We start from the raw sequence: 22,074 nt of genomic DNA on the forward strand, positions 1-22,074 counted from the left end.
GATAAGTAATTAAATATTTCACTGTTTCTCATGTTAAATGAGTGTCTTGAAGACTTTCTTCCAATTCACGGACAGTCACTACTACACCAGACGTGGGGAAAAGGTGAGGAAAATTACCTCTTGGAATGCATGTTCCTTTCTCTATGTGCTCTCCTAGCAACAGAAGATCAGTGGAACATGACTGGAGAACTTCAAGCATGTTAGAGGCCTCTTTAGTTCTGCCCAGCCTTATATACACTCTGGCCATCCATAGAGTAACTAGAGTGAAAGGATTAAGTGCTTCTCCCATGAAGTCCCCCCTATATCTTAGGAATAGGCCTGGTGACACCGCCAATTCTGTCTCTATCCTCTTCAGTGTTCCCAAGAACCTCGGATCTGTAGCCTCTATGAAACCGTAAAGGGGAAGGAGGAGTAAAGCTGAATCTATCTCTTGTGAACCATAATACTTAACGAAAGAGTTGAGCTCCTTTGAGTAGCCCTCTTCCATGACAGAACTCCTGATTTCCTCTGAAACGTTCCTCCAATCCTTCCATTTCTCCATTCCTAAATCCTGTGCTAGTTTTGATGCTCTATCTAGAGCTACCCAATTCATTATCTTGGTATGAACAAAATGTTCATTGACGTTTCTTTGTTCCCAAATATCTGTACTTTTCCTGTACCAGGAATTGGAGACCCAGTCTGCTATGGCCTCCACTGCCCACCAGTTATCCAAGAGAAACTGCTTGTCTTTGGATTCCTTATAATAAAGATGCAGGGAATGCATGTATGCTCCCTCAATATCGTTCTGCACCTGCATGTATGCACCGTTACCTATCCTAACCGGCCTAGAGTTTTGGAAACCTCTCAACCACTCTAGTTCTTGTTCTTCTGGGGGTGATGTCCCGTCTATACCATAGAACGGGTGATCGAAGCTCTTAGAAGAAGGATCAACCACGCTAGATAAGAAGTTGAGCACGTGTCTAGCCCTACTCAGAAGACCGGCCTTTATCAGTGCCTCTGCACCGTAGGAAGCGTCTCTAACCCACACATATCTATAGTCCCAGTTCCTGCTCTCGCCTATGATCTCTGGAAGAGATGTTGTGGGAGACGCTATGAGTCCTCCAGTCGGGAAGTACATAAGACCTAGAATGACGCTTAATGATCTTCTATAAAATTGCTCAAATCTCTTTAATTTCGTAATTTGTCTAGATCTCATTATAAGATTTTTCCAAAACGTTAGGGTTCTTTCTAAGGCTTCATAGGGCTTAGAATAAACTTCTCCCTTTTTACTGAAAAGTCCGTATCGTAGATCCTTCGAATACAGGAGATATAAGTAGCCTTGACCTGGCTTAAACTTTATCTTTGTATCCTCAATGCAATAATTGCCTCTTAACTCAAGTTCTACTCCCTCTTGAGATCTCGGGTTCTTATATATCAACCCCTTCCTATGCACGTTCACACCAGGTCTAATGAGACCATAATCGAAAAATACTTTGATATCAGAGACGAAAGGAATTTCGCTGTTATAAATTCGTATTATGGCTGGGAGAGAGAGAGGCAGGAAGTCTATCAGTTCAAGTTGACCTCTCTTTGTCTTGAACTTCGTCCTTAGAATCATACTGTCTTCCACGTATTCACTAGAGACCACGTAATCTTCGTCGTCAGGTAATACGCTAAACGAACCTCCTTCTTGATCCAGTAATTTGGTAAATATGGATGGGGAGTCGAATCTAGGGGTGGGGAACCATTCTATGTTTCCGTCTCTCTCTAAAGCCGAAGTGAGTCCATTGGAGAGAAACGCATAGAACTTCAATCCGTCTCCCTCTTTGGATAACCTTTCATCGCCTCTTCCATGGCTTCCTTAATCTTGTCTACAGCATACTCTAAGGAGCATTGTCTTAAGGTCTCCCTACCCATAGAACCTAACTTATCGCCTTCCTTGAACGTTCTCCTTATAGCTTCAGCAAGCTCATCGTATGAGTCCGACGGAAAGGTATAACCGTTCACTCCTTCTATTACTAGTTCACTGACCCCTGCACCTTTACTAACTACTACGGGTTTTTGATAGTTCCAAGCCTCACAGACAGTCAGACCGAATCCTTCAGTTCTTGACGTCAAAATGACTACGTCGCTCCTCATGTAAAGGGATGCCAATTCCTTTTCAGTAACATACCCTGTGAAGATAACTTTGTCTTTAACTCCTGTTTCTTGTGTCAGGTCTCTAAGTTTTTTGACCCAAACACTAGCCTTGTCGTGACCAAGGGTCTTGCTCGTGAAACTACCATTTCCAGCCAGAACTAACTTGGCGTCTAGTTTCTTTATGGCCTTAATTGCTATATCTTGGCTTTTTATTGGATCCATCCTACCCACGAGGAGGACTACCTTCTCATCTTCACCTATGCCGAACTTATTTAGGGTAGATTGCTGTTCTGCGGTACTAGGCTTTTCGTAAGCCTGCGGATCTATGAAAGGATATATCTGTTTTGCTCTTACTTTCCCCCCAGCTCTAACTAACCCTTCGAGGTCTCTCCTAGTGCTGAGTATAACTAAATCGAATCCTTCGAAAGACCTTACTAAAAATTCCCTAGTCCTATCTCCCATCTTCTCAGGCACGAAGGGAATATGGTACCACAACAGTGCAGGTGCCGAGGGACCTATTATGCCTCCTACTAGTAATTGTTGAAAATCATTCACAAAATATACGTCAGTGTCCAGGTAAAACTCTAGAAGCTTACTCGCTGAATACCAGTTATAGGTGGCATAGGCTATATACTCTTGGCCTACAATGTTATATCTCGAAATTCCATGAGCCTCATTGTAAAGACCCTCTTTGAACTTGGTATATAGAGAAAGGACGTTTGGGGGGAGGTCTACCAAATGTAGTTCGATGTTTTGAAGAGATGCTTGCGGAGGGTAACCAGGGCCTAATGCTACCCATCTGGTTCTTCCTAAGTTCATCTTCCTGATCAAGCCTAACATCATGCGTGCTACTCCCCCTACAGCCACCTGAAAATCGCTCTCCGATAACAATGAAAGGTCCACTGGTAGTTCCAGGTCCCCATATTTCTCTAGAAGATCCCTGTAAGTTAGCGTGAACCTCACTGGGGGAGTTTGTGTGTTTATCGCAACTCTCATATGTTCACTAATAATTAGCGAATATAAAGTATCAATGACAATAGTGGTCAATTAAAGATATATTCTTTAGTCAAGAGTTGTGGGAACGAATGTATAGGATAGCTATCCTTGGAGCAAAGGGGGGTACTGGAAAGTCCACCATAGCCTTTGGTCTCTCCAAAGTTTTGGCCAATGAGTTTTCTGTCGTACTTCTTGATCTCAGCAGCTCGAGGACCATCAGTAACATCATGGGGATTAAGGGATGTCTGACCATTGGACACGATTTCATTGCAGAAGATGGTAAACTTAAGATAGTTTCCTTTCATCTGCCCTTTATCCAACTTAATGAATCACCCAACCTCAAGGATATATATGACGAGATTATCGATGAAGCAGAGTTTCTAATTCTCGACTATGGACTCCCACTTTACGATAGGGTTGCATCATACGAGTTAGAACTGTTCTATAGGACCCGTTCGGACTCTTCCCACATTATAGCAGTTTCACCACCCCATGATTTCATTATAAAATCCACGGAAAAGATGATTTCCTCCTATATGATGATCTTAAAGGAAACGAGTCAGGTAGACTCGGGGCTGCTGGACTTCTTCACTGTCAACATGATAAGGCAAGAGGATATGAATAAGGAAATAAAGGTTGGTGTCAGTCCCATCTACGGTATAGTGAAGATACCGTTCTTAAGGAATTTATCCTTTAATGGTTTTTGGAATGCGGATATACCTCCCCAGATAGTCGATATGGCGTCAAAGCTCGCGCAAGCTATTAGGTTAGAGAGGACAAGCTAACTCTCCAATGGCCCAATCTCATTGGGCTGATCCTCTCTTATATCTACCACCTCTCCTTGAAGATCTCGATCTCCTTGTAAGAATGAACCTAGCGAAAGCGCCCGATGCTATTAGAGCCGATAGAGTGAGCAAATCTATCGCGTTAACTGGGGGAGCTAGAATTTCAATTATTATTTCCCTAGCTACAAAGGACAACATTGCATCTATAACGTAGACCACGCTTCTGCCTCTTCCCTCAAAAAAGTCAAGAGCGCTCAAGTAAACTTCTAAGAAGACAATGATGAGGAGGACATTCTCTAAGACTATTGACGCTACTAACAGAAAACCAAACTGTAAGCTTGAGATTATCTGTAATATCGTACTTAATACTGCGAAACCTAGTCCCAAGAGAAGGAAAATCTGAACGATAATAGATACGATTTTTATCACAAATACGCTATTAGGTAGCCTCATTACGTTTCAATTGAACAAAGGGACTATTATAAATGTTGGGAAGATGACTCTCAGCGTCATTCAAAATCATGTTCGATATACATTATATTAAATTATTAAAAACAGAATACTTTCGATGGAGTTATAAGGAGAGTAGAAAGTCTCCAGAAGCCTAGGTATTGGGTAACTATTTTAATACTGGACGCCGAATTTCCGTTGTGGGCCGGTAGCTCAGCCTGGAAGAGTGCCTGGTTCGCACCCAGGAGGTCCCGGGTTCAAATCCCGGCCGGTCCACTCAAAGATGAGTTCGATCCACTAATTGACATGATCTAACGTTGTAGAAACTTTCTCCTCCAAACGGGAAATCCCATTTAACTGTCGTGGACAGAGCGGTAGTGCCCCCAAGTAGTTCGTTAGACTCAATTATCGATACGGAACTGCATCTCATTGAAATATATTGTGCATAATTCTCATAACTACCTTTGAGAACATGAGCAAAATGAAGTGGTACACTGGCTTGGGCGATTCTGGAAAGACTAAAGTCCCGTCAAAAGGAGAGGTGTGGAAGGACGACGAGATGATAGAAGCACTTGGCAACATAGACGAATTGAATTCGGTACTTGGACTAGTCGTCAGTTTTTATCCTGAAGTAAAATCCCTGATACAGGGTCTTCAGAGGGACCTATTTGAGCTCTCTTCAGAGATAGCTGGATTTGACAGTGGTTTTGGGGAAGATAAAGTAAGGAAACTCGAACATGAAATCGAATTTTATGGCGATCAACTGACTCCTCTAAGAAACTTCGTCATACCTGGGGGGCACGTTGCTGCATCTCTTCTTCATTTAGCTAGAGCAGTAAGTAGGAGAACCGAGAGGAGCATCGTTAGTTTAGTCAAGGGTGGTTTAGCTAAGTCAGTCCATTTGGCTTATTTGAATCGTTTCTCCACCCTTATGTTCGTATTAGCCCTATGGGTTAATCAAAGAACTGGAAATGGTAATCCAATATGGCAAGGGAAACAATGAAAGCCATTTCTACATATATGACTCCTTTTTCATTGTTCATTACGATCTAACGTAAAACTTGACCCTCAAGAGAGTCCAAAGTGGGAATATTTGAACGAACAAAACACTATAGAAGCATCGAATTATGAGCGGGAAGGAACAGGGGTGAATTATATCTCTCAATATCAAGGAAGACATTCAATTTATTGAAAAATGAAATAATTAGTGAAAGGAAAATCGACTTTCCAAGAGATGCCACATTACGTGGGTCGGCTCTTGCCAGAATTGGCTCAGGCTGGAGCAGACATCCAGGCTCCAGTACTACGACCTCCCCATTAAGTGTTACTACGGACCCTCATCCGAGAGGAAATTCAGAACTTCTAGATAACTCCTACCTCGAATGGATTATTCACGGATAATTTGAACATAAATTTATTCAATTATTGCCACTTGTGACACTCTCTCAATACCCAGCCCTATAGTTGGAGTAGAACCAAAACTCTTTCTGGGAATAGAACTTTTCCCTCAGAATTCTCCACATTAACGATAAATTCCTGAAGATGAACGTTCCTCAAGAGTAGTACGAACATGGTTGCTTCTTGTAATACCAATTTATATTAGTGCGTGACATTACGGCCACGCCTAAACAATATTAATATAATGAGGATAGTCGGAAAAGATGTAGAAATGGTCAAGCTGGTGAATTGGAGCAAGGCTACTGAACTTGAGCTGAACATGGGTATAGGGGATATCATCAAGGAAACCGAGGCGGACGTAGTACTAATCCCTTTGGGACACAAAAGACTAGTGGAATATATCAAGTCTTCAGACCTAGATACTTCAGAACCAATGATAATAAGGCTTGAATATTCTAGATCGCTTATCAAAGAAATAGAAAGGCTTAAGAGAGAGGGATTCCTGATCACTGTGGTGATACCTAATCCCAATTTGTCTGAGAATAAGGGGAAATCTTTGACTACGAAGAAATGATTTTCCGTAGAATAGATAGTTTAAGGGAAAATGCCCAGGGCGATTCAGGGCTCCGTTGCAGATTGTAATTCTTGACCTTAAATCAGTAGAATTCTGTTGATTCTCTGTTGATGCTCAGCCTAAATTGGCAATTGATTATTATAAGACTTGCTAAACAAAATGAATTAGCTATTGATCCTTGAACTGCTGAGGTGAGGGTGAAGGAGTGATAGAGCTCTTGAGAAACTTATGTGAAATAAGTTTCAAATTGAAGTAAGAAACTCATTTCGTCTTTTTTTAGATCATAATTATGGACAGACCATTGTACCAATGCATAGAATTATTTTATGGGAGTTGTGGTACCGAGAACGCTTTCTTGCAAGGCGAGAATTAATCTTAAAGCTCCATAAATACGATGAAAGTGTGTGGGCCGGTAGCTCAGCCTGGAAGAGCGCTCGGCTTGCAACCACTGAGCAGGACACCGAGAGGTCCCCGGGTTCAAATCCCGGCCGGTCCACTCACTACGTAATTTTGGCTCGCAGAAACCGTCTCAATGAATAGTCTTTTATTGACCGTTCCAGGGATAGCCGACAAAATGTCTTCGATGTCCAATAATTCCTTTAGGCCAAACTGGAACAAGTAGGCTAACATTGCAATATTACAATAACCTCCGCTACTCTGCGAGATCTTCCGGCAATCAACAACGAATGTTCTCCACTTTTTCAAGAAACTTAGGATATAATTCAGATCTACCATAGGTTGGCCTGGCAGTGCCGAGGGTTTCGTCTCTGCGTTTACGAAGATCACTGCATCTTTAGAAAGGAAATTAATATTTCTCAACAACTCAGTGGCTTCTAATGCTATCATGTAGTCTGCCCCTCCTTCTGGAATTAAAGGAACTTCAATATCCCCAATTCTTACGTGAACGTTGACTGCTCCTCCCCTCTGTGCTAACCCATGAGTCTCGGCCTCCATAACTTTGAAACCCCTCCTACTAAAGGCTTCTGCCAGTATCTTACCTGTGGTGACTACTCCCTGGCCACCTATCCCGCATATCAATATGTTTAGCTTAACCATGCCCTATCCCATCCCTCAGGCTTCTCCCCCTTCAGGAGTATTGCGTTGAAGGGACAGATGGGTACGCAAGCACCACAACCTATACATTCCCTGGGATCAATGTGCGCCTTCTTATTGGCTTTCCTCATAATAGCAGGACATGTGAAGTGATCGTAACATATAGTACATCCGGTGCACTTATCCTCGTTGACGAAAGCTAGAGGTCTTTCAGAAAAACCCTCAACGGCTTTAAGTGCACATGCCCTCTTCGCTATTAATAGTGCTGGTTTTTTATTTACTTTGACCCAAGAGATAGCATTAGCAACAGCCTTAGAGAAGTCGGTACTAAAGGGGTCAGCAACGCTAACATATTCAACCCCTAATCCCGCAGCTACCCTAGCTATGTCCATATTTTCAGACGGACTGGGTTGTTGTCCAGTCATCGCGGTAGATCTATTATCCAGGACCACCACTAGGAGTGGAGTGTTATTGTATACGGCGTTGGCAAGTGAAGAAAGTCCTGCGTGGAAGAAGGTAGAATCCCCTATGACTGCCACAGGGATAGTTCCTGTTGACCTATAAACGCCGTTTGCTATTCCTATACTACTCCCCATGGAGATGAGACTATCTTGTACGTTAAAGGGCGGAAGCACTCCTAAGGAGTAACAGCCAATATCCCCCGAATAAAAGGTCTCTTTCATTCCTCCTAGGATTACCCCCCTCTTCATAAAGACGAAACTGGATCTGTGGGGACATCCTGGGCACATAGCCGGAGGTCGGGGTGGAACATTAGGTTGGAGGTGCCTTTCAAGGACTTCTGAATTTAGCCCCATAAATTTGGATATGGCTAACCTTACTCTGTTGAGCGTCATTTCTCCAGATCTTCCAGTCAATTTCTTTCCCTGTACCCTTATGTGAAGCCCCTCATCTACTACGAAGGACTTGAGCTGGTTTTCCACAATAGGTTCCAGTTCCTCTACAACAAGAACTTCCTCAACGTCCATGAGTTCCCTCCCAACCTTATCAGGTAGGGGCACCGGTGAGAAGACTCCGATTAATTTGACCTCGTCCTGTAGTCTCCAGTCCTCTAGGACCTCTTTGACGTAAGGATAGGAAATCCCAGAAGCGACTATTGCCTTTCTGCCTGATCCCGAAACTACAACTAAAGATTCCAGTTCCTCCTTTATTTTCTCCCATCTTTCCAGTTGTAGATCCCTGTCTCTCCTGGCTACATCGGGAACTAGTGAATATCGGTCTGGTCTCTTCCTAAGACTTCCCTTCACTGGTGAAGATCTGGGGAGTGTCTTTACTGGGGCCCTCACGTGGCTCACTCTGGTCGTGGTGTTTAGGATGACTGGATGACCGACCCTAGAACTAATTTCAAAGGCTTTTACAGTAAAGTCGTGAGCCGATTGAGGATCATATGGCTCCAGTATGGGTATTAGGGCCATGAGACCATAGTATCTGTTATCTTGCTCGTTCTGGGATGACCACATACCTGGATCCCCTGCAGAAACTATGACCAAGGCCCCATCAACTCCCGTGTATGAGGATGAGACTAGAGAATCCGATGCTACGTTTACTCCAACATGTTTCATGCACGCCATCGCTCTAGCTCCGCTGATCGCAGCACCGTAAGCTGTCTCAAAGGCAACCTTCTCGTTGGTGCTCCATTCTACGTAAATGTCTTTATATTCCATGAGCGTCTCTATTATCTCTGTTGATGGAGTACCTGGATAACCTGCGGCCACAGATACCCCCGAGGCTAAAGCCGCTAGAGCTATCGCCTGGTTTCCCAAAAGAAGGGTGCTCCGAAGTTCTATCATGATTATCATTATAGTTTTGTGAATTTCAACTAATAAGACTGAATATTGATAATCTTAAAATCTTGGGGTCAAATTTAAAATAGGCTCATAACCGCATATGAGGTTCTTCGTTCTATCGTTACAGATTACCTTCCCATAATATGGGCCCGCCGGGATTTGAACCCGGGACCACGACGACCCGAACGTCGCATCCTGAACCAAGCTAGACTACGGGCCCTTACATCAGCTTATAATTTCCAGTTTTAAAAATGTTTTCAATGACTATTGACTACATTGTTGAAAGTGTTGCCAAGAGGATCTCGGGAGACATAGTGTGGAGTGAGAACCCAGGCACTGCGATGAGAAAGTGGAGAGAAACATTTGGAATCTCACAGTCTGAGTTGGCGAGAATCCTCGGAGTATCACAGTCTGTGATAGCTGACTACGAAAGAAACAGAAGACAACCAGGGAGCGCATTCGTGAAGAAATTCGTTGAAGGACTCATCGAAGCTGACTCCAAGAGGGGATTCAAAATAGTCAATGAACTCGGAAAGGTCTTCTCGCTGAACTTTCCTTTCATAGTTGACATGAAAGACTTCGTCTCTCCCATGACACTCCAGGATGTCGTTGTCGCCGTGGATGGAGTTCCCCTATGCACCGATATAGACAACATCCAGGTCTACGGTTACGTTATTACGGACAGCGTAAAAGCCATTACGTCACTTAGCGGAATGGAGTTCTATCAGTTCCTCTCCATAACCTTCAACAGAATACTTGTGTTCACTAAAGTGACTAGTGGAAGATCTCCGATGATAGCCCTTAAGATAGCACCAATAAAGCCGAAGCTTGTTGTCCTTCATAGACCAATAAGGATGGATCCTCTCGCCATACTCATGGCGAACAGGGAGGGAATAAACGTTATAGTATCCACTAAAAGGACAGAGGAGGAGCTGATTAAGGGGCTTAAGGGCCTTGCCCTTCGGTCAGAAGCAGAATAGCCTTCGCTATGTCTCCCCCTGCCTTGGCTAAAGCCTCCTTAGCTTCAGCCTCGGATTTCCCTGTCTGCTCCATGATAAACCTGACGTCTTCGTCCTTATACGTTGAGGGCTGTGACTTTTTCTCCACTCTTATCTGACCCATGACCGTGATAGCTTCCTGACCCATTACGTTGGCTTTGGTCACAATGGGCGAGTCCACTATAATATTCTCTTCTGGGGTCTCTATTACTACTCTTGTAGCATTTATATTCTCGGCCTTGACTCCAAGTCTCTCCAATTTCTTTAGATCCTTAGGTTTTACCTTCATTATGAGGAATAATGTTGTAACTCAAACTTAATATTTGCGGTTACCGTTGTTGTCACAAATGCAGTATACAGTGAAGATACTTGGTGGAGGCCAAGAGGTGGGGAGAGCTGGGATTGAAATCTCCAACTCTTCAGAAAGCATAATCCTAGATTACGGGGTCAACTTCAATCAAAAGGATGAACCCAACTTTCCTCTTCAGGAGTCTCCTTCTAAGGTGAGTGGCTTCGTGATATCACACGCTCACCTGGACCATATAGGGGCTTTACCTATTTATCAAATTTCGACTACCAAGAAGATTTACGGCACTGGGATCACCAAATACATTACGGAGCTGATGCTGAAGGACTTCATAAAGCTTTCAGGACAGAAGGTGCCGTTTGAGTGGGTAGAGGTGAAGAAAACCATGGATAACTTTGAAACTTTCAACTACTGGCAAGAGACCGAGATAGGACCCTTTACTGTCTCTACCTCCAGTGCAGGTCACATACCTGGAAGTGCCATAACTGTTGTAAAGACTGAAAAGGGAGACATAGCCTATACCGGTGACATCAACGTAACCAATGCTAAGCTGGTAAGACCAGCTGAAGTTGAGATAATGAAGAAGTCGAAGGTGATTATAACTGAAGCCACCTACGGGAAGTTTAATCATCCTCCTCGAAGCGAAGTAGAAGAGGAATTCTACAAGTCCGTCATGGAAGTCTTGGAGGGAGGAGGGACTGTTCTAGTTCCGGCCTTTAGTTTATCTAGAAGTCAGGAAATATTGGCAGTACTTGCTAAATATAAGATACCATATCCAGTATATTACGACGGTATGGCTAGAACAATAATGGAGATAATGATGAATAACCCGCAATACATTAATGATACTGATGCCCTCAGGAAGGCTTACGAAGAGTTCCACTACGTTAAAGGTTGGGAGGATAGGAGTAGAGCCTGGCGGAACAATGCCGTTATAGTAGCCAGCGCCGGCATGCTAAAGGGAGGACCGGCAGTGTATTACTATAAGAAAATAGCCGACAATCCTAAGAATGCGATATTCCTCGTTAGTTACCAGGCCGAGAACACGCCTGGAAGAAGGTTGCTTGAGATCGGAAAGTTTGACGAAGGTTCACCCCTATTGAAGGCAAGGTTACAGATGTTCGACTTCTCAAGCCACGCTGGTAGGAATCAGCTTATAGATATAATAAAGACCTCAGAGAATCTGGAGAAACTGATAATTGTACACGCATCTCCAGATAGTGCACAATCCTTCTCCAGTCTAGTTAAGGAGAGGTTTGGTGTAGAAGTTTTAGTACCAGAAAACGGACAAGAGATTCAAGTATGATACTATTATTGATACACGCCTCTCAGTTTTCCTATCAAGTAAAGGAGAAGGCTATAGAGAAAGCCGAGGAACCCGAGGTTAGGGAGCTATCACTGGAAAACGTACTAGTAGTCTTTACGTCGGTTGAGAAGGGAGACGATGATTCAACAGTAGAAAAAGCTAAGGAGTCCATAATGGACGTGGTGAAGAGGGTAAACGCTACTAGCGTGGTCATATATCCCTACGCACACCTGTCCCAAAACCTCGCCGAACCATCGATCGCTTTAGTAATGCTAAGAAAACTCCATGAGAGGTTGAGAGAAATCGGACTAAACGTCAGTAGGGCACCATTCGGATGGTATAAGTCTTTTAGCTTAACCTGTTATGGCCATCCTTTGAGCGAACTCTCAAAGAGGATCACTAACGAGACGGAGTACCAGAAATCGAAGGAACTCGATGTCTGTCATAAGTTCGGTTTTCCCTATTCTCCCAACGCTAGCTTCATGAAGGCAGCGATAATAGAGAGACTGAAGAAATTGTTGAACGCAAAGGGAGTAATATATGGTAACACGGAGGATGTCCCTGAGGGATACTTGGTAGTTAACTATGTGAGGCCCACCGGTAGGCTGTTGCCCTGTGTCAATGAGGATCCGAAATTATTTTGCAATTATAGAGGGAAAGGCGATTTTGGCCTTCCAGAGACCTTCTCAGACTCTTCAAATACGTACGTTCTATGGACGAGAAAGCATGAAAACATATTGAGGATTGACCTGGGGGTACTACTATATTATTTTCTTTTACAATCCAAAAAAATGAATACGCCTTCACTGCCCTTATGGCTTAGCCCTATCCATGTGAGGGTGTTACAGATAAAGGGAAACCCTGAAGCTTGGAAAATAGGGGAGGAAATCATGAAACGTGGCCTTAGAGTTCAAGTGGACGACATAGATGATTCTTTAGGTAATAAGATAAGGAGAGCTGGAACTGACTGGATACCTTTCGTCGTCATTGTTGGAGAGAGGGAGATAAAGACTGGAACTCTAACAGTTAAGATAAGGGAAACGGGGGAGCAAAGACCCATGAAGTTGGAGGAGTTGGTACAAGCCGTGAAGGCTGGGGACGATCTTCTCTTGCCCCAAAACGTCCCATTAAGTCTAAAGGAGATGTAAGCTAAAAATGAGGTCAGTAGAAGCCATAGTTCCCCTGAAGTTAACACTTTTTGGAGAACACGCAGTGGTTTACGGATATCCGGCCATAGCCATGGCGATATCTGAGACCATGAAGGTGAGAGTGGAGAAGAGTGACAAAACTATAGTTTCCTCAAACACCTTGACGATAGGAAATATAAAAGTAGACCTTGATGAAATGAGGGCAGAGAGTTCACAATTGAACAGGGTTCTCTCCTACGTTATAGCTGCACTAAACTATTTTCAGGATAGGAGACCTGTACACGTGTCGGTAGAGTCTACTGTGGAACCATCTGTCGGCTTAGGAACCAGTGCTGCAGTGATAGTTGGTGTGGTAGCTTCATACTCGAGATATATTGGACTGAACTACAGCCCTGAGGAAATAGCCAAAATCTCAAGGGAGATAGAGAGGAGCGTACAAGGATTGGGAAGCAGAATGGACACTTACACGACTAGCTTAGGAGGCCTCCTCTACTTCCCTAGGAACTCTGATGACGTCATGAGAATAAACGGTAATCTGCAAATTGCAGCTGGCTATATAAGGAGAGCTACATCTACAGCTGAGATCCTTAGGAGAGTGAAGCGACTGAGGGACAGAGGTCACATAGTTGACAAAATCATGGACGTAATAGGAGAAGTCACTGAGCTAGCTAGGAAAGCCCTAGAATCTGGGGATGATAGTCTCCTAGGAGAGTTGATGTATGTGAATCATGGCCTCCTGTCCTCATTGGGCGTCTCCCACCCGACAATCGACGAACTAGTTTCCACTGCAAGGTCATTAGGTATGAAGGGTTGTAAAATGAGTGGAGGAGGTGGAGGAGGATCAGTGATATGCGTGAGAGAGCCCAAGAGTGAAATCCTTTTAGAGTCTAAGGGACTCAAAATCGTGAACAGTGAAATTAATTCGACGGGAGTGACGACAAAGGAAATAAATTAGTGATATAGATGCACTATTCATGTGCGGAATAATAGGGATAGCTTCAGAGAAGCTCAGTGATAGAAAATTGGCTGAGCTGACTGTTGAGATACTGAGGAGGTTAGAGTACAGAGGTTACGACAGCGTTGGAATGGCATCAATGAGCGAAGACAGAATAGAGGTAAGAAAAGCAAAAGGGAGCGTAGAAGAATTTGTAAAGAAGAGATCACCCTCAACTATGAAGGGGAAAGTCTTCCTTGGTCACACTAGATGGGCGACTCACGGTGAGCCAAGTGATATCAACGCCCACCCGCACACGGACTGCTCGGGTGAAATCGCCGTAGTTCATAATGGAACTATACTGAACTTCGCTGAACTCAAGAACGACCTAATTCAGAAAGGTCATGAATTCAAGAGCGAGACGGACACAGAAGTCGTGGCCCACCTAATTGAACACTATAGAAAACTGGGAATGGACAATTTCACGGCCTTCAAGAGGGCAATTCTGTCGATAGAGGGAGACCATGCTATTCTAGTTGTGATTAAGGGTGACCCTCGAATATTCTTCTCTAAGAGGAATAACCCCTTGAAGATCGGGGTAGCTGACGGGATGACATTGATCTCCAGCGATTCGTGGAGTATGTTCATGGTAACCAATAAGATAATTCCAATAAATGATGAAGAGTTTGGATATATATCCGCTAGAGAGAGATATATTGAAAAATTTTCAGGAGAGAGAGTGGATACGAATAGTAGGTTATACACAGAGGACACAGAGTCCCTAGCCTCTTCTCACGAGGGCTACGAGTCCTTTATGCATAAGGAGATATTGGAGAGTCATTTGGCAGTGAGGGAGACGTTAAGGTCAATGATGAGAGAGACCGAGATCGTCTCCAAGGCCATTAAGAGCTTGAGTGAAGCTAGGAGAATATTCGTTGTGGGGGCGGGAACTAGTTATCACGCTGGACTCATGTTTGCTTTAAGGCTTCAGAAGGCTGGTCTCACTTCCATACCTGTAATAGCCTCGGAGCATCACTATTTCAGAGCAACTGAAGATGATGCGGTTCTGGTGATCAGTCAGAGTGGGGAAACGATGGATTCCTTAATTGCATCGAAGCATTATAGGGCTAATGGAGCCAGGATACTCTCACTTACAAATACTCTGGGTAACAGTATATCCCACGAAAGCGACATCGCACTCCATACTAGGGCCGGACCTGAAGTAGGAGTTGCTGCGACTAAAACGTTCACGTCACAGGTTGCAGCTCTACTGTTTCTCTCCTCTAACCTCCTTGGAGAGGACGTAGAATACCTTAAAGAGGCCGAACAAACTGTTACGAACTCCTTACAGGCAATGGGGTATGCCCTAGAAATAGGAACCCAACTGTGCAAGAAGAGTAACGCCTATTATCTGGGCAGGGGTTTAGGTGTTCCCATGGCCCTTGAAGGTGCACTAAAGATTAAAGAGATTGCCTACATACACGCGGAGGCTTATCCCGCAGGCGAGAGTAAACATGGACCTATAGCCCTCGTGGAAAAGGGGTTCCCTGTTGTCTTCATTAACTTAGGAGAATTTGTAGGGGAGCTATCAAATAACATCAAGGAAATGAGTGCTAGAGGTGCGGAGACCATAGTTCTCAGCATCAACAACAGACTCAGCGATAACAAGGAGCTCAAGGTATGGAGGGAAGTGAGTGTTAGCGTGAGCGATACTAGACTTGCCCCATTGGCTATGGCACCACTCATCCAAGCAATAGCGTACTATGCTGCAAAGTGTAAGGGAGTAAATCCTGACAGGCCTAGGAATCTTGCAAAGACGGTGACAGTACAATGAAGGCAGTAATCCTGGCCGCAGGCAGAGGAGAGAACCTGTTGCCGTATACGGAGAAGGAGCAGAAGGAAGCAATACAGGTCTCTGGCAAGGCAGTAGTAAGATATGTGGTAGAAGGTCTATGGAAGGCAGGGATTAGGGAGTTTGTGGTGGTGGTCAATGATAAGGGAAAACAGATAGAGGACGCCCTTGATGGCATAGATGCCTCAATGGAGTTCATAAGGCAGGTCACTCCAGGTATCTCCGGTGCAATTAGGGACGGTATGGAGAGAGTGGACGATTACTTCGTCCTAGCTTTTGGAGACATTATAGCACCAGACAACTTCTACTCCGAGTTGATAGGAAGGTATAACGAGAGTGGCAGACCAGTACTGTCTACTGTTCCAGTGTACGAAGGATTGGATACGTATGGGTTAGTTAAATTAAACGAGAGATTACATATAGTGAAAGAAGGCTCCACGTTAGCTTTGGCTGGAGCATATGTATTACCTAAGGGAGAGTTCAGCGAGTTTCTGGACTATCTCGAAAGTATAGCTGATAGAGCTGCTTACTTCATATGGTCAGGCCCTTGGGTTGACGTAGGATTTCCAGAGGATCTATTAAGTGCCATAGAAAATCTTCTCAATAGGAAAGACAGCTTTATCTCAAATAGGGCCACTATATCCAGTACGGCCATCATAGGAAAGAACGTAGTCATTGAGGAGGGGGCAATTGTAGAGGATTATGCAATACTTAAAGGCCCAGCTTACATAGGGAAAAATGCCTATGTAGGTTCCTTCTCCCTGATTAGGGACTACTCCTCGATTGAAGAGGGGGCAGTGATTGGAGCCTATTGCGAGGTCGCTCACTCTCTAATTGGGAGGAGGGCAGTAATAGGCTCTAAGTCCTATATCACCCACAGTGTCATAGGAACTGAGGCTCGAATAGGAGCCTCAGCCGTGACAATCAGTTATCCTGCAGCATTAAAGAGGAAAGGTGAGAGGAAGTTTGGTGCCTTAATTTCTCCAGGTGGAGAATTAAGCCATGGATCCTTAGTAGGACCAGCCTTCAGGAAATAGGGGTTTTCTCTATTCATTCTTTATTTCGTTTTTGTTAGCCGACATTTATCCCATCCATCTCCTCCGTGAACGGCAAAGTTTTCCGTCTCCTCAAACCCATCTTTATAAATTAGGGATAGACGAGTATCCCTATGGGTAAGCTTACTATACTATTGGCTGATAACAGTATGGACAAATTGTATCACGGACTTGTGCTCGCGTTAGACGCTAGATCGCTTGACTGGACTGTAAAATTCTTCGTGACTTCACAGGCGGTTTTGTTATTCACCAAAAAGTTCAAGGGGAGAGCCAAACTTAGATTAGGCTTCTTAGCTAGATTATTTGTCTCGACCCAGATGAAAAGGATAGGTATACCTGACGCTGAAGAATTAATCGAAGAGGCAATAAAGGAGGGGGTGGAGTTCTTCGTGGATGAAGTGGGTCTAAAAATAGCTAGGCTATCTAAGGAAGATCTCCTCGACTCGGTGAAACTTTCTGGAGGAATAACATACCTTAAAGAGGCACAGGATTCTGACGTGGTGGTCACGTTATGAAGGTCCTGGAAACTAGCGAAGTGTGCCCCGTAGTGATATTGAAGGTAATGCGTTTATGGAGATCTCTAACTCCCCCTTCTGAAGAGGAGATCATAGTGAAATCGCCGTGGGAGGCCGTTGCCCAAGAATTGGAAAAATGGTGCAATGAGACTGGAAATGAGTTTTTGGGATACAGTAGGGACGGTAATAAACTAGTGATCAAGCTTAGGTTGAAGAGATAGGTTTATTATATCTGGACTTAGCATGAGTGTTGGGTAGATGCGTATTGTGTACCCTGAACTCAGGGTATTTGAGGATCCAGTTCAACTTTTAGAAGGAATGTGGCCAACGCCACTCCTAAAACTATCTATAGGAGAAGATGTCTGGGGGAAGTTGGAGTTCTTCAACCCCTTCAGTAGAAGTATAAAAGACAGGACAGCGTGGTTCTTGTTCAGAGATGCCCTAAGAAAGGGTGCAGAAAACATCACAGAAGCTACCTCAGGGAACATAGGAATTGCTATCTCCTCTCTCTCAGCTATATTCGATAGAAAATTTGTGGCTTTCATCCCGACTACGGCCCCCAAATCCTTCAAGATAGCAATGAAAATATTAGGTGCTTCGCTTATTGAGGCGGGAAAATCTACTAACGATCTAATTCCGTTGGTTAAAGAGTTCTCCAAGAGCTCTAGTATGTATCACTTAAATCAATTTCAGAGTCAATTCAACATACTAGCTCATTACGAGACTACAGCCAAGGAGATAGATAGACAGCTTGGGATGATGGGTAAGATACCCCAAAGAATTATAGCTACCATGGGAACGGGAGGACATGTGGCCGGTCTCTCTAAATTCTTTAAGGAGAAATATGGAGACGATGTAGAGGTAGTGGGAGTTCAGCCAGCCGACGGGGAGAGGATACCTGGGATAAAGAGACAGAACGGCGACACCTTAGCTTTAGAGGCCAAGATCGACAGAGTAATTGAGGTCACTTCGAGGGAGGCAATGGATGGTGTTCTGAAGGTAGCTAGGAGTACAGGGATATTAGTTGGGTTAAGCTCAGGGGCCACAGTGAACGCCTATTTAAAGTTAGCAGATTCAAAGACCACGGTCCTAATTTTCCCCGATGATGGTTATAAGTACATAGACGAAATGGCTACACTGATGGAATCCAGTCAATCCTATTGATGACCGAAGCTTAGAGATTTAAACAATTGAGGATAATATTGCCTGGAAAATGAACATAGAAAATGTACTAAGATCGCTCTATCTCCAGACTAAGGTTATCGAAGACGGAGGTAAGAAATATGTTGTGAAATGCTACGGATCCAATGTGGGTTTGAAGTGGTACTTCATCTCGTCTGTATTTCGTTCTTTTCCGTATGTAGCGAGTCCTAAGGCTAGAATGTCTAGGGAGATCGACTTCATGACTTACACATGGAAAAAGGTAAGGGTGCCTACTATAGTTGATCTTGATACTGATGAGAAGTGTATAGTCAGGGAGTATATAGATGGAAGGATTCCAAATAGTGTGGAGGACTTCGTAGAGGTTGCACATGTCCTCAGAGAGATACATGAGGAGGATTTTGCACTAGGAGATACAAAATATGAAAACTTCCTCATAAATAATGGAGTATGGGTTATCGACGCTGAGGAGGCTGTGAGGACCCAAGAAAACGAGTTAAAGGCCTGGGACTTGCTTGTATACTTTCTTTTCATCTCATATAAGTTCATCCAAGATGTGAGAAGTTTTGAAAGAGTTGTCAAAGAATTCCTTTCAATTTACGTACCAGACAGGGAAGTTGTCCTCAAGGCGCTGAGCCTCAGAAACGTACAGCTTTTATCCATGTTCCCTCCACTTCACTTAACGATACTGAGGAAGGCTATGTCTGAATTCTGATGAGGATCTTCTCTTGGCCTCTCAAGATTGTCAGTTGGGAATCTAGTATTTTCGTTCCACAAGCGGGGCATCTGTAGAAGTACCTGATCGTCTTCTTCTCACCGGAACTCTCTGCCTCTGATATGAACTCCATCCTCACTCCACACCTAGGACATATCATGTCGTTCATATGCGAGTTTATAAACGAAGGAAGTAATTAAGTGTTGATGATAGACAGATACGGGAGACCTCTTGAGGATCTAAGGATCACACTCACCCATGTCTGCAACTTCTCTTGCTTCTTCTGCCATATGGAAGGGGAAGGGCTGGAACAGAGTGAGGTATTAAGCCCAGAGCAGATAGGTTTGGTGTCCGAAGTAGGGAGGGAGTTTGGAATAAACTCTGTGAAACTTACTGGGGGAGAACCTACTCTAAGGAGAGATCTGATAAACGTGATAAGAGCAATAAAGGAGGCAGATGTCAGGGAGATATCTATGACAACTAACGGCTTCCTCTTAGATAGACTGGCTGTGAAACTAAAGGAGGCCGGGTTAAATAGAGTCAACATAAGCCTCCATGCCATGGAGGAGGACAAATTTAAGGAGATAACGGGAGTTGATGGCCTAAGGAGGGTTATCGAGGGAATTAGGGCAGCCGTATCAGCAGGGTTAAGGCCCGTAAAGATGAACTTCGTCCTCACCAAGAAGAACACAGATCAAGTAGAAAAGATCATTAGCTTCGCTGAGTCAGTCGGAGTGGACGAACTCCACCTCATTGAACTCCATCCCGTAGGCTTAGGGAAACAAAGCTTCTCCACTCACGAGTGGTTAGATTCAATAGAGCGTAAACTCTTCGAGACCTCCAATAAGATTGAGATAAGAGAAAAACACTTTCGGCCACGATATGTTCTACCTTCGGGTCTTGTGGTCGAGGTTGTGAAACCGTACGCTAATCCCATCTTTTGTGCCGGATGTAATAGGGTTAGGCTTACCGTAGATGGCAAGTTGAAAACTTGCTTATACAGAGACGATAAGGTCGTGGATGTAAGAAACGTTCTCACGTCTAGTCTGCCCCTGTGGGAGAAACGGGAACTTCTTAGGAGGGCTTATGAAATAGTTATAGCTATTAGGGAGCCTAACTTTAAGTTTCTTTCGAGACCACTTGAGATTAGATAAACTAGAGAAGATCCGAGAGAACTCGAATCTTAAAAATATAGTGATAATGGGAGATTCAAACCTATTTTATTTCACTGGTTATAGGGGAATGGGTACATTACTCTATTGTGATAGAGTTCCTTATTTAGTGGTGCCTGCCCTAGAAAGGAACAGAGCTGAGAAAACCAAAGGATTGGAAGTCAGATCATATTTCCCAGTGAGGATCGCCGAGGATTTAATTGAAGGAGGAATGTTTGAAGCAATTGAGACCCTTTGTAAAGGTATAAGTGAATCTGAGGTAGGCCTAGACGTAAGGTCTCTCTCTGCCGAGCTTTACAACAGTATAAGGGATAAATGGAAAATTAAAGACATCTCCTCAGAGATTAGTTCCATCAGATCTATAAAAGATGAGGAAGAATTGGATAAAATCAGGAAAGCCCACGAAATAACAGCTAAGGCCATGAACAGAGCTTTGGAGGAGTTCACGAAGGGTGGAGTTACGGAGTTGAATATATCTGGGCTAATTGACTTTACAATGAAAGAAATGGGAGCTGAAGAGTATGCCTTCCCCTCCATAGTTGCCTTTGGGGAAAACTCTGCCGAACCGCACCACATACCATCTCTCCGCCGGTTAAAGGCCAGTGATAACGCGGTGGTCGACATAGGGGCTAGATTCGAGGGGTATTGTTTTGACAGCACTAGAACCTTTCTGCCTAAGTTTAGTTACGAGGAGCTTAGAAAAGTCTATGAAGCTGTCTTGGAGGCACAACTAGAGGCCATCGATTTAGTCAGAGATGGTGTTGAGGCCTCGGAGGTGGACAAAATGGCCAGATCGAGGATACAGAGGGCTGGTTACGAGAGATTCTTTATCCACTCTACTGGTCACGGAGTGGGTATAGATGTTCATGAGGCCCCGCTGGTCTCCATGAAATCAAAGGATATTCTCAAGGAGAACATGGTCATTACAGTTGAGCCCGGAATATACATCAAAGACAGAGTCGGAGTCAGGATCGAGGACACTATAATAGTTAAGAAGGGCAAGCCTGAAGTCTTAGAGACCCTTTATAAATTCATCTAAGTCCTTTTGACATAAAGGGTTTTTATCCGTCTTTTGCACTTACACCTGTTTGGACATGGAAACTTCAATAAGCAAGGAAAAATTGGAAGAAGAAATAGCACGACGCGTTAGAGAAATTTTGGAGTTACTTGGAGAGAACCCAGATAGGGAGGGCTTACTGGATACTCCTTCCAGGGTGGCCAGGGCCTTTATAGAAATGACTTCTGGACTGAGAACTCCTCAACCTGAAATAAAGGCCTTCAGAATAAGTGAAAATGGAGATGAGAGTGCTGTAGAGGATCAGGTTGTATTGGCCTCTGACATTCAATTCTCTTCACTCTGCGAACATCATCTTCTCCCCTTCGTGGGAAGGATACACATAGCATACGTTGTAGGAAAAGAAGGTAAGGTGGCAGGCTTCAGCAAATTAATACGATTAGTGAACTATTATGCTTCAAAACCACAAATTCAGGAAAGGTTAGTTGAGGAGATAGCAGACGCTCTCATGGCCAGTGAGGTCGCACCTAAGGGTGTAATGGTAATAGGCGATGCAATTCACATGTGTGCGTATGTGAGGGGGGTTAAAGACAAGGAGGCCAAGCTGGTCTCCACAGCTATGAGAGGAGTATTTAAGACCAACAGGAGCCTTAGGAATCATGTCTTTAGATTACTAGAAATATCTAAAGGTAAAAATGGAAATGTTTTATAAGTCAT

23 protein-coding genes and 3 tRNA genes are annotated in these 22,074 nt (G+C 43.9%); 18 read left to right on the top strand and 8 right to left on the bottom strand.

The features are described 5' to 3' along the window. Window positions 1–28: 28 nt before the first annotated feature. Together treH2 and METMK1DRAFT_RS11985 are read right to left on the bottom strand one after the other, a co-directional pair. Complete coding sequence (gene treH2, locus METMK1DRAFT_RS11980) at window positions 29–1,792, bottom strand: alpha,alpha-trehalase TreH2 (protein ID WP_009074513.1); 1,764 nt, start codon at window positions 1,790–1,792, stop codon at window positions 29–31. Beyond that, entirely contained in the window at window positions 1,789–3,114 is a 1,326-nt protein-coding gene (locus METMK1DRAFT_RS11985) for a glycosyltransferase family 4 protein (RefSeq protein WP_009074515.1), read from the bottom strand. Before METMK1DRAFT_RS11985 ends, treH2 begins: the two co-directional genes overlap by 4 nt. Before the next feature lie 89 nt (window positions 3,115–3,203). Here METMK1DRAFT_RS11985 and METMK1DRAFT_RS11990 point away from each other — a divergent pair, with 89 nt between their 5' ends. Then, window positions 3,204–3,899, top strand: a complete 696-nt coding sequence (locus tag METMK1DRAFT_RS11990; RefSeq protein ID WP_009074517.1) for a ParA family protein — start codon at window positions 3,204–3,206, stop codon at window positions 3,897–3,899. Window positions 3,900–3,917: 18 nt separating this feature from the next. Here METMK1DRAFT_RS11990 and METMK1DRAFT_RS11995 read toward each other — a convergent pair whose 3' ends face one another. Beyond that, entirely contained in the window at window positions 3,918–4,352 is a 435-nt protein-coding gene (locus METMK1DRAFT_RS11995) for a phosphate-starvation-inducible PsiE family protein (RefSeq protein ID WP_009074519.1), read from the bottom strand. A gap of 199 nt (window positions 4,353–4,551) precedes the next feature. Here METMK1DRAFT_RS11995 and METMK1DRAFT_RS12000 point away from each other — a divergent pair. The 4 genes from METMK1DRAFT_RS12000 to METMK1DRAFT_RS12015 all read left to right on the top strand — a co-directional run bounded on the left by METMK1DRAFT_RS12000 (window position 4,552) and on the right by METMK1DRAFT_RS12015 (window position 6,817). Then, a tRNA-Ala gene (locus tag METMK1DRAFT_RS12000) sits at window positions 4,552–4,625 on the top strand. Between the two features lie 196 nt (window positions 4,626–4,821). Then, on the top strand, window positions 4,822–5,352 hold the full coding sequence (locus tag METMK1DRAFT_RS12005; RefSeq protein ID WP_009074521.1) for a cob(I)yrinic acid a,c-diamide adenosyltransferase: 531 nt from the start codon (window positions 4,822–4,824) through the stop codon (window positions 5,350–5,352). Window positions 5,353–5,991: 639 nt separating this feature from the next. Further along, a complete protein-coding gene (locus METMK1DRAFT_RS12010) occupies window positions 5,992–6,321 on the top strand; it encodes a hypothetical protein (RefSeq protein WP_009074524.1) in 330 nt (109 codons plus the stop codon). A gap of 406 nt (window positions 6,322–6,727) precedes the next feature. After that, window positions 6,728–6,817: transfer RNA gene (locus METMK1DRAFT_RS12015), tRNA-Ala, on the top strand. On the opposite strand, the gene METMK1DRAFT_RS12020 is transcribed toward METMK1DRAFT_RS12015, so the two are convergent. The 3 genes from METMK1DRAFT_RS12020 to METMK1DRAFT_RS12030 all read right to left on the bottom strand — a co-directional run bounded on the left by METMK1DRAFT_RS12020 (window position 6,799) and on the right by METMK1DRAFT_RS12030 (window position 9,399). After that, window positions 6,799–7,377: a 2-oxoacid:acceptor oxidoreductase family protein gene (locus METMK1DRAFT_RS12020; protein ID WP_048088095.1), complete on the bottom strand. Its 579-nt coding sequence runs from the start codon at window positions 7,375–7,377 to the stop codon at window positions 6,799–6,801. The genes METMK1DRAFT_RS12015 and METMK1DRAFT_RS12020 overlap by 19 nt on opposite strands. Beyond that, window positions 7,365–9,182 (bottom strand): thiamine pyrophosphate-dependent enzyme, encoded by a 1,818-nt coding sequence (locus METMK1DRAFT_RS12025; RefSeq protein ID WP_048088096.1) that lies wholly within the window; start codon window positions 9,180–9,182, stop codon window positions 7,365–7,367. The genes METMK1DRAFT_RS12020 and METMK1DRAFT_RS12025 overlap by 13 nt, the downstream gene beginning before the upstream one ends. A 141-nt stretch (window positions 9,183–9,323) precedes the next feature. Beyond that, window positions 9,324–9,399 (bottom strand) — tRNA-Pro (locus tag METMK1DRAFT_RS12030). Window positions 9,400–9,439: 40 nt separating this feature from the next. On the opposite strand from METMK1DRAFT_RS12030, the gene METMK1DRAFT_RS12035 reads away from it, so the two are divergent. Continuing rightward, entirely contained in the window at window positions 9,440–10,159 is a 720-nt protein-coding gene (locus METMK1DRAFT_RS12035; protein ID WP_009074528.1) for a helix-turn-helix domain-containing protein, read from the top strand. Here the strand turns inward: METMK1DRAFT_RS12035 and METMK1DRAFT_RS12040 are convergent. Continuing rightward, window positions 10,125–10,469, bottom strand: coding sequence for a nascent polypeptide-associated complex protein (locus METMK1DRAFT_RS12040; RefSeq protein WP_048087995.1), 345 nt, complete (start codon window positions 10,467–10,469; stop codon window positions 10,125–10,127). The two genes, METMK1DRAFT_RS12035 and METMK1DRAFT_RS12040, sit on opposite strands and share 35 nt — an antisense overlap. Before the next feature lie 55 nt (window positions 10,470–10,524). Here METMK1DRAFT_RS12040 and METMK1DRAFT_RS12045 point away from each other — a divergent pair, with 55 nt between their 5' ends. The 9 genes from METMK1DRAFT_RS12045 to METMK1DRAFT_RS12085 all read left to right on the top strand — a co-directional run bounded on the left by METMK1DRAFT_RS12045 (window position 10,525) and on the right by METMK1DRAFT_RS12085 (window position 19,170). Continuing rightward, window positions 10,525–11,790, top strand: coding sequence for an MBL fold metallo-hydrolase (locus METMK1DRAFT_RS12045; RefSeq protein WP_009074532.1), 1,266 nt, complete (start codon window positions 10,525–10,527; stop codon window positions 11,788–11,790). Further along, window positions 11,787–12,938: a threonyl-tRNA synthetase editing domain-containing protein gene (locus METMK1DRAFT_RS12050; RefSeq protein WP_009074534.1), complete on the top strand. Its 1,152-nt coding sequence runs from the start codon at window positions 11,787–11,789 to the stop codon at window positions 12,936–12,938. The genes METMK1DRAFT_RS12045 and METMK1DRAFT_RS12050 overlap by 4 nt, the downstream gene beginning before the upstream one ends. Window positions 12,939–12,945: 7 nt before the next feature. Further along, on the top strand, window positions 12,946–13,893 hold the full coding sequence (gene mvk / locus METMK1DRAFT_RS12055) for a mevalonate kinase (protein ID WP_009074538.1): 948 nt from the start codon (window positions 12,946–12,948) through the stop codon (window positions 13,891–13,893). 19 nt (window positions 13,894–13,912) lie between these two features. Next, the gene (gene glmS, locus METMK1DRAFT_RS12060) at window positions 13,913–15,706 is read left to right on the top strand and encodes a glutamine--fructose-6-phosphate transaminase (isomerizing) (protein ID WP_009074540.1); all 1,794 of its coding nucleotides are present in this window, start codon (window positions 13,913–13,915) and stop codon (window positions 15,704–15,706) included. After that, window positions 15,703–16,761, top strand: a complete 1,059-nt coding sequence (locus METMK1DRAFT_RS12065; RefSeq protein WP_009074542.1) for a nucleotidyltransferase family protein — start codon at window positions 15,703–15,705, stop codon at window positions 16,759–16,761. Before glmS ends, METMK1DRAFT_RS12065 begins: the two co-directional genes overlap by 4 nt. Before the next feature lie 131 nt (window positions 16,762–16,892). After that, window positions 16,893–17,294 carry a DsrE family protein gene (locus METMK1DRAFT_RS12070; protein ID WP_009074544.1) on the top strand — a complete coding sequence of 134 codons (402 nt, stop codon included), beginning with the start codon at window positions 16,893–16,895 and terminating at the stop codon, window positions 17,292–17,294. Beyond that, window positions 17,291–17,515 (top strand): sulfurtransferase TusA family protein, encoded by a 225-nt coding sequence (locus METMK1DRAFT_RS12075; RefSeq protein WP_009074545.1) that lies wholly within the window; start codon window positions 17,291–17,293, stop codon window positions 17,513–17,515. The genes METMK1DRAFT_RS12070 and METMK1DRAFT_RS12075 overlap by 4 nt, the downstream gene beginning before the upstream one ends. A gap of 37 nt (window positions 17,516–17,552) precedes the next feature. Beyond that, window positions 17,553–18,458, top strand: coding sequence for a cysteine synthase family protein (locus METMK1DRAFT_RS12080; protein WP_009074547.1), 906 nt, complete (start codon window positions 17,553–17,555; stop codon window positions 18,456–18,458). Between the two features lie 49 nt (window positions 18,459–18,507). Next, window positions 18,508–19,170 carry a BUD32 family EKC/KEOPS complex subunit gene (locus METMK1DRAFT_RS12085; RefSeq protein ID WP_009074549.1) on the top strand — a complete coding sequence of 221 codons (663 nt, stop codon included), beginning with the start codon at window positions 18,508–18,510 and terminating at the stop codon, window positions 19,168–19,170. Here the strand turns inward: METMK1DRAFT_RS12085 and METMK1DRAFT_RS12090 are convergent. Beyond that, window positions 19,154–19,339: a hypothetical protein gene (locus METMK1DRAFT_RS12090; protein ID WP_009074550.1), complete on the bottom strand. Its 186-nt coding sequence runs from the start codon at window positions 19,337–19,339 to the stop codon at window positions 19,154–19,156. The two genes, METMK1DRAFT_RS12085 and METMK1DRAFT_RS12090, sit on opposite strands and share 17 nt — an antisense overlap. Window positions 19,340–19,376: 37 nt before the next feature. Here METMK1DRAFT_RS12090 and moaA point away from each other — a divergent pair, with 37 nt between their 5' ends. Genes moaA through folE form a run of 3 tightly spaced genes read left to right on the top strand, consistent with a single transcriptional unit; the run spans window position 19,377 to window position 22,069 of the window. Continuing rightward, the gene (gene moaA / locus METMK1DRAFT_RS12095; protein WP_009074552.1) at window positions 19,377–20,324 is read left to right on the top strand and encodes a GTP 3',8-cyclase MoaA; all 948 of its coding nucleotides are present in this window, start codon (window positions 19,377–19,379) and stop codon (window positions 20,322–20,324) included. 46 nt (window positions 20,325–20,370) lie between these two features. Further along, window positions 20,371–21,381, top strand: a complete 1,011-nt coding sequence (locus METMK1DRAFT_RS12100; RefSeq protein WP_245544667.1) for an aminopeptidase P family protein — start codon at window positions 20,371–20,373, stop codon at window positions 21,379–21,381. Between the two features lie 55 nt (window positions 21,382–21,436). Beyond that, complete coding sequence (gene folE, locus METMK1DRAFT_RS12105; protein WP_009074555.1) at window positions 21,437–22,069, top strand: GTP cyclohydrolase I; 633 nt, start codon at window positions 21,437–21,439, stop codon at window positions 22,067–22,069. Window positions 22,070–22,074: the final 5 nt, after the last annotated feature.

The sequence above is a fragment of the Metallosphaera yellowstonensis MK1 genome, from assembly GCF_000243315.1.
Classification (GTDB): domain Archaea; phylum Thermoproteota; class Thermoprotei_A; order Sulfolobales; family Sulfolobaceae; genus Metallosphaera; species Metallosphaera yellowstonensis.

Excerpts from the sequence above, each read along its gene's own strand:
- METMK1DRAFT_RS11985 (WP_009074515.1), bottom strand. The coding sequence starts at position 3,114 with ATGAGAGTTGCGATAAACACACAAACTCCCCCAGTGAGGTTCACGCTA.
- METMK1DRAFT_RS11990 (WP_009074517.1), top strand. The coding sequence starts at position 3,204 with ATGTATAGGATAGCTATCCTTGGAGCAAAGGGGGGTACTGGAAAGTCC.
- METMK1DRAFT_RS11995 (WP_009074519.1), bottom strand. The coding sequence starts at position 4,352 with ATGAGGCTACCTAATAGCGTATTTGTGATAAAAATCGTATCTATTATC.
- METMK1DRAFT_RS12005 (WP_009074521.1), top strand. The coding sequence starts at position 4,822 with ATGAGCAAAATGAAGTGGTACACTGGCTTGGGCGATTCTGGAAAGACT.
- METMK1DRAFT_RS12010 (WP_009074524.1), top strand. The coding sequence starts at position 5,992 with ATGAGGATAGTCGGAAAAGATGTAGAAATGGTCAAGCTGGTGAATTGG.
- METMK1DRAFT_RS12020 (WP_048088095.1), bottom strand. The coding sequence starts at position 7,377 with ATGGTTAAGCTAAACATATTGATATGCGGGATAGGTGGCCAGGGAGTA.
- METMK1DRAFT_RS12025 (WP_048088096.1), bottom strand. The coding sequence starts at position 9,182 with ATGATAGAACTTCGGAGCACCCTTCTTTTGGGAAACCAGGCGATAGCT.
- METMK1DRAFT_RS12035 (WP_009074528.1), top strand. The coding sequence starts at position 9,440 with ATGACTATTGACTACATTGTTGAAAGTGTTGCCAAGAGGATCTCGGGA.
- METMK1DRAFT_RS12045 (WP_009074532.1), top strand. The coding sequence starts at position 10,525 with ATGCAGTATACAGTGAAGATACTTGGTGGAGGCCAAGAGGTGGGGAGA.
- METMK1DRAFT_RS12050 (WP_009074534.1), top strand. The coding sequence starts at position 11,787 with ATGATACTATTATTGATACACGCCTCTCAGTTTTCCTATCAAGTAAAG.
- mvk (WP_009074538.1), top strand. The coding sequence starts at position 12,946 with ATGAGGTCAGTAGAAGCCATAGTTCCCCTGAAGTTAACACTTTTTGGA.
- glmS (WP_009074540.1), top strand. The coding sequence starts at position 13,913 with ATGTGCGGAATAATAGGGATAGCTTCAGAGAAGCTCAGTGATAGAAAA.
- METMK1DRAFT_RS12065 (WP_009074542.1), top strand. The coding sequence starts at position 15,703 with ATGAAGGCAGTAATCCTGGCCGCAGGCAGAGGAGAGAACCTGTTGCCG.
- METMK1DRAFT_RS12070 (WP_009074544.1), top strand. The coding sequence starts at position 16,893 with ATGGGTAAGCTTACTATACTATTGGCTGATAACAGTATGGACAAATTG.
- METMK1DRAFT_RS12075 (WP_009074545.1), top strand. The coding sequence starts at position 17,291 with ATGAAGGTCCTGGAAACTAGCGAAGTGTGCCCCGTAGTGATATTGAAG.
- METMK1DRAFT_RS12080 (WP_009074547.1), top strand. The coding sequence starts at position 17,553 with ATGCGTATTGTGTACCCTGAACTCAGGGTATTTGAGGATCCAGTTCAA.
- METMK1DRAFT_RS12085 (WP_009074549.1), top strand. The coding sequence starts at position 18,508 with ATGAACATAGAAAATGTACTAAGATCGCTCTATCTCCAGACTAAGGTT.
- METMK1DRAFT_RS12090 (WP_009074550.1), bottom strand. The coding sequence starts at position 19,339 with ATGAACGACATGATATGTCCTAGGTGTGGAGTGAGGATGGAGTTCATA.
- moaA (WP_009074552.1), top strand. The coding sequence starts at position 19,377 with ATGATAGACAGATACGGGAGACCTCTTGAGGATCTAAGGATCACACTC.
- METMK1DRAFT_RS12100 (WP_245544667.1), top strand. The coding sequence starts at position 20,371 with ATGGGAGATTCAAACCTATTTTATTTCACTGGTTATAGGGGAATGGGT.
- folE (WP_009074555.1), top strand. The coding sequence starts at position 21,437 with ATGGAAACTTCAATAAGCAAGGAAAAATTGGAAGAAGAAATAGCACGA.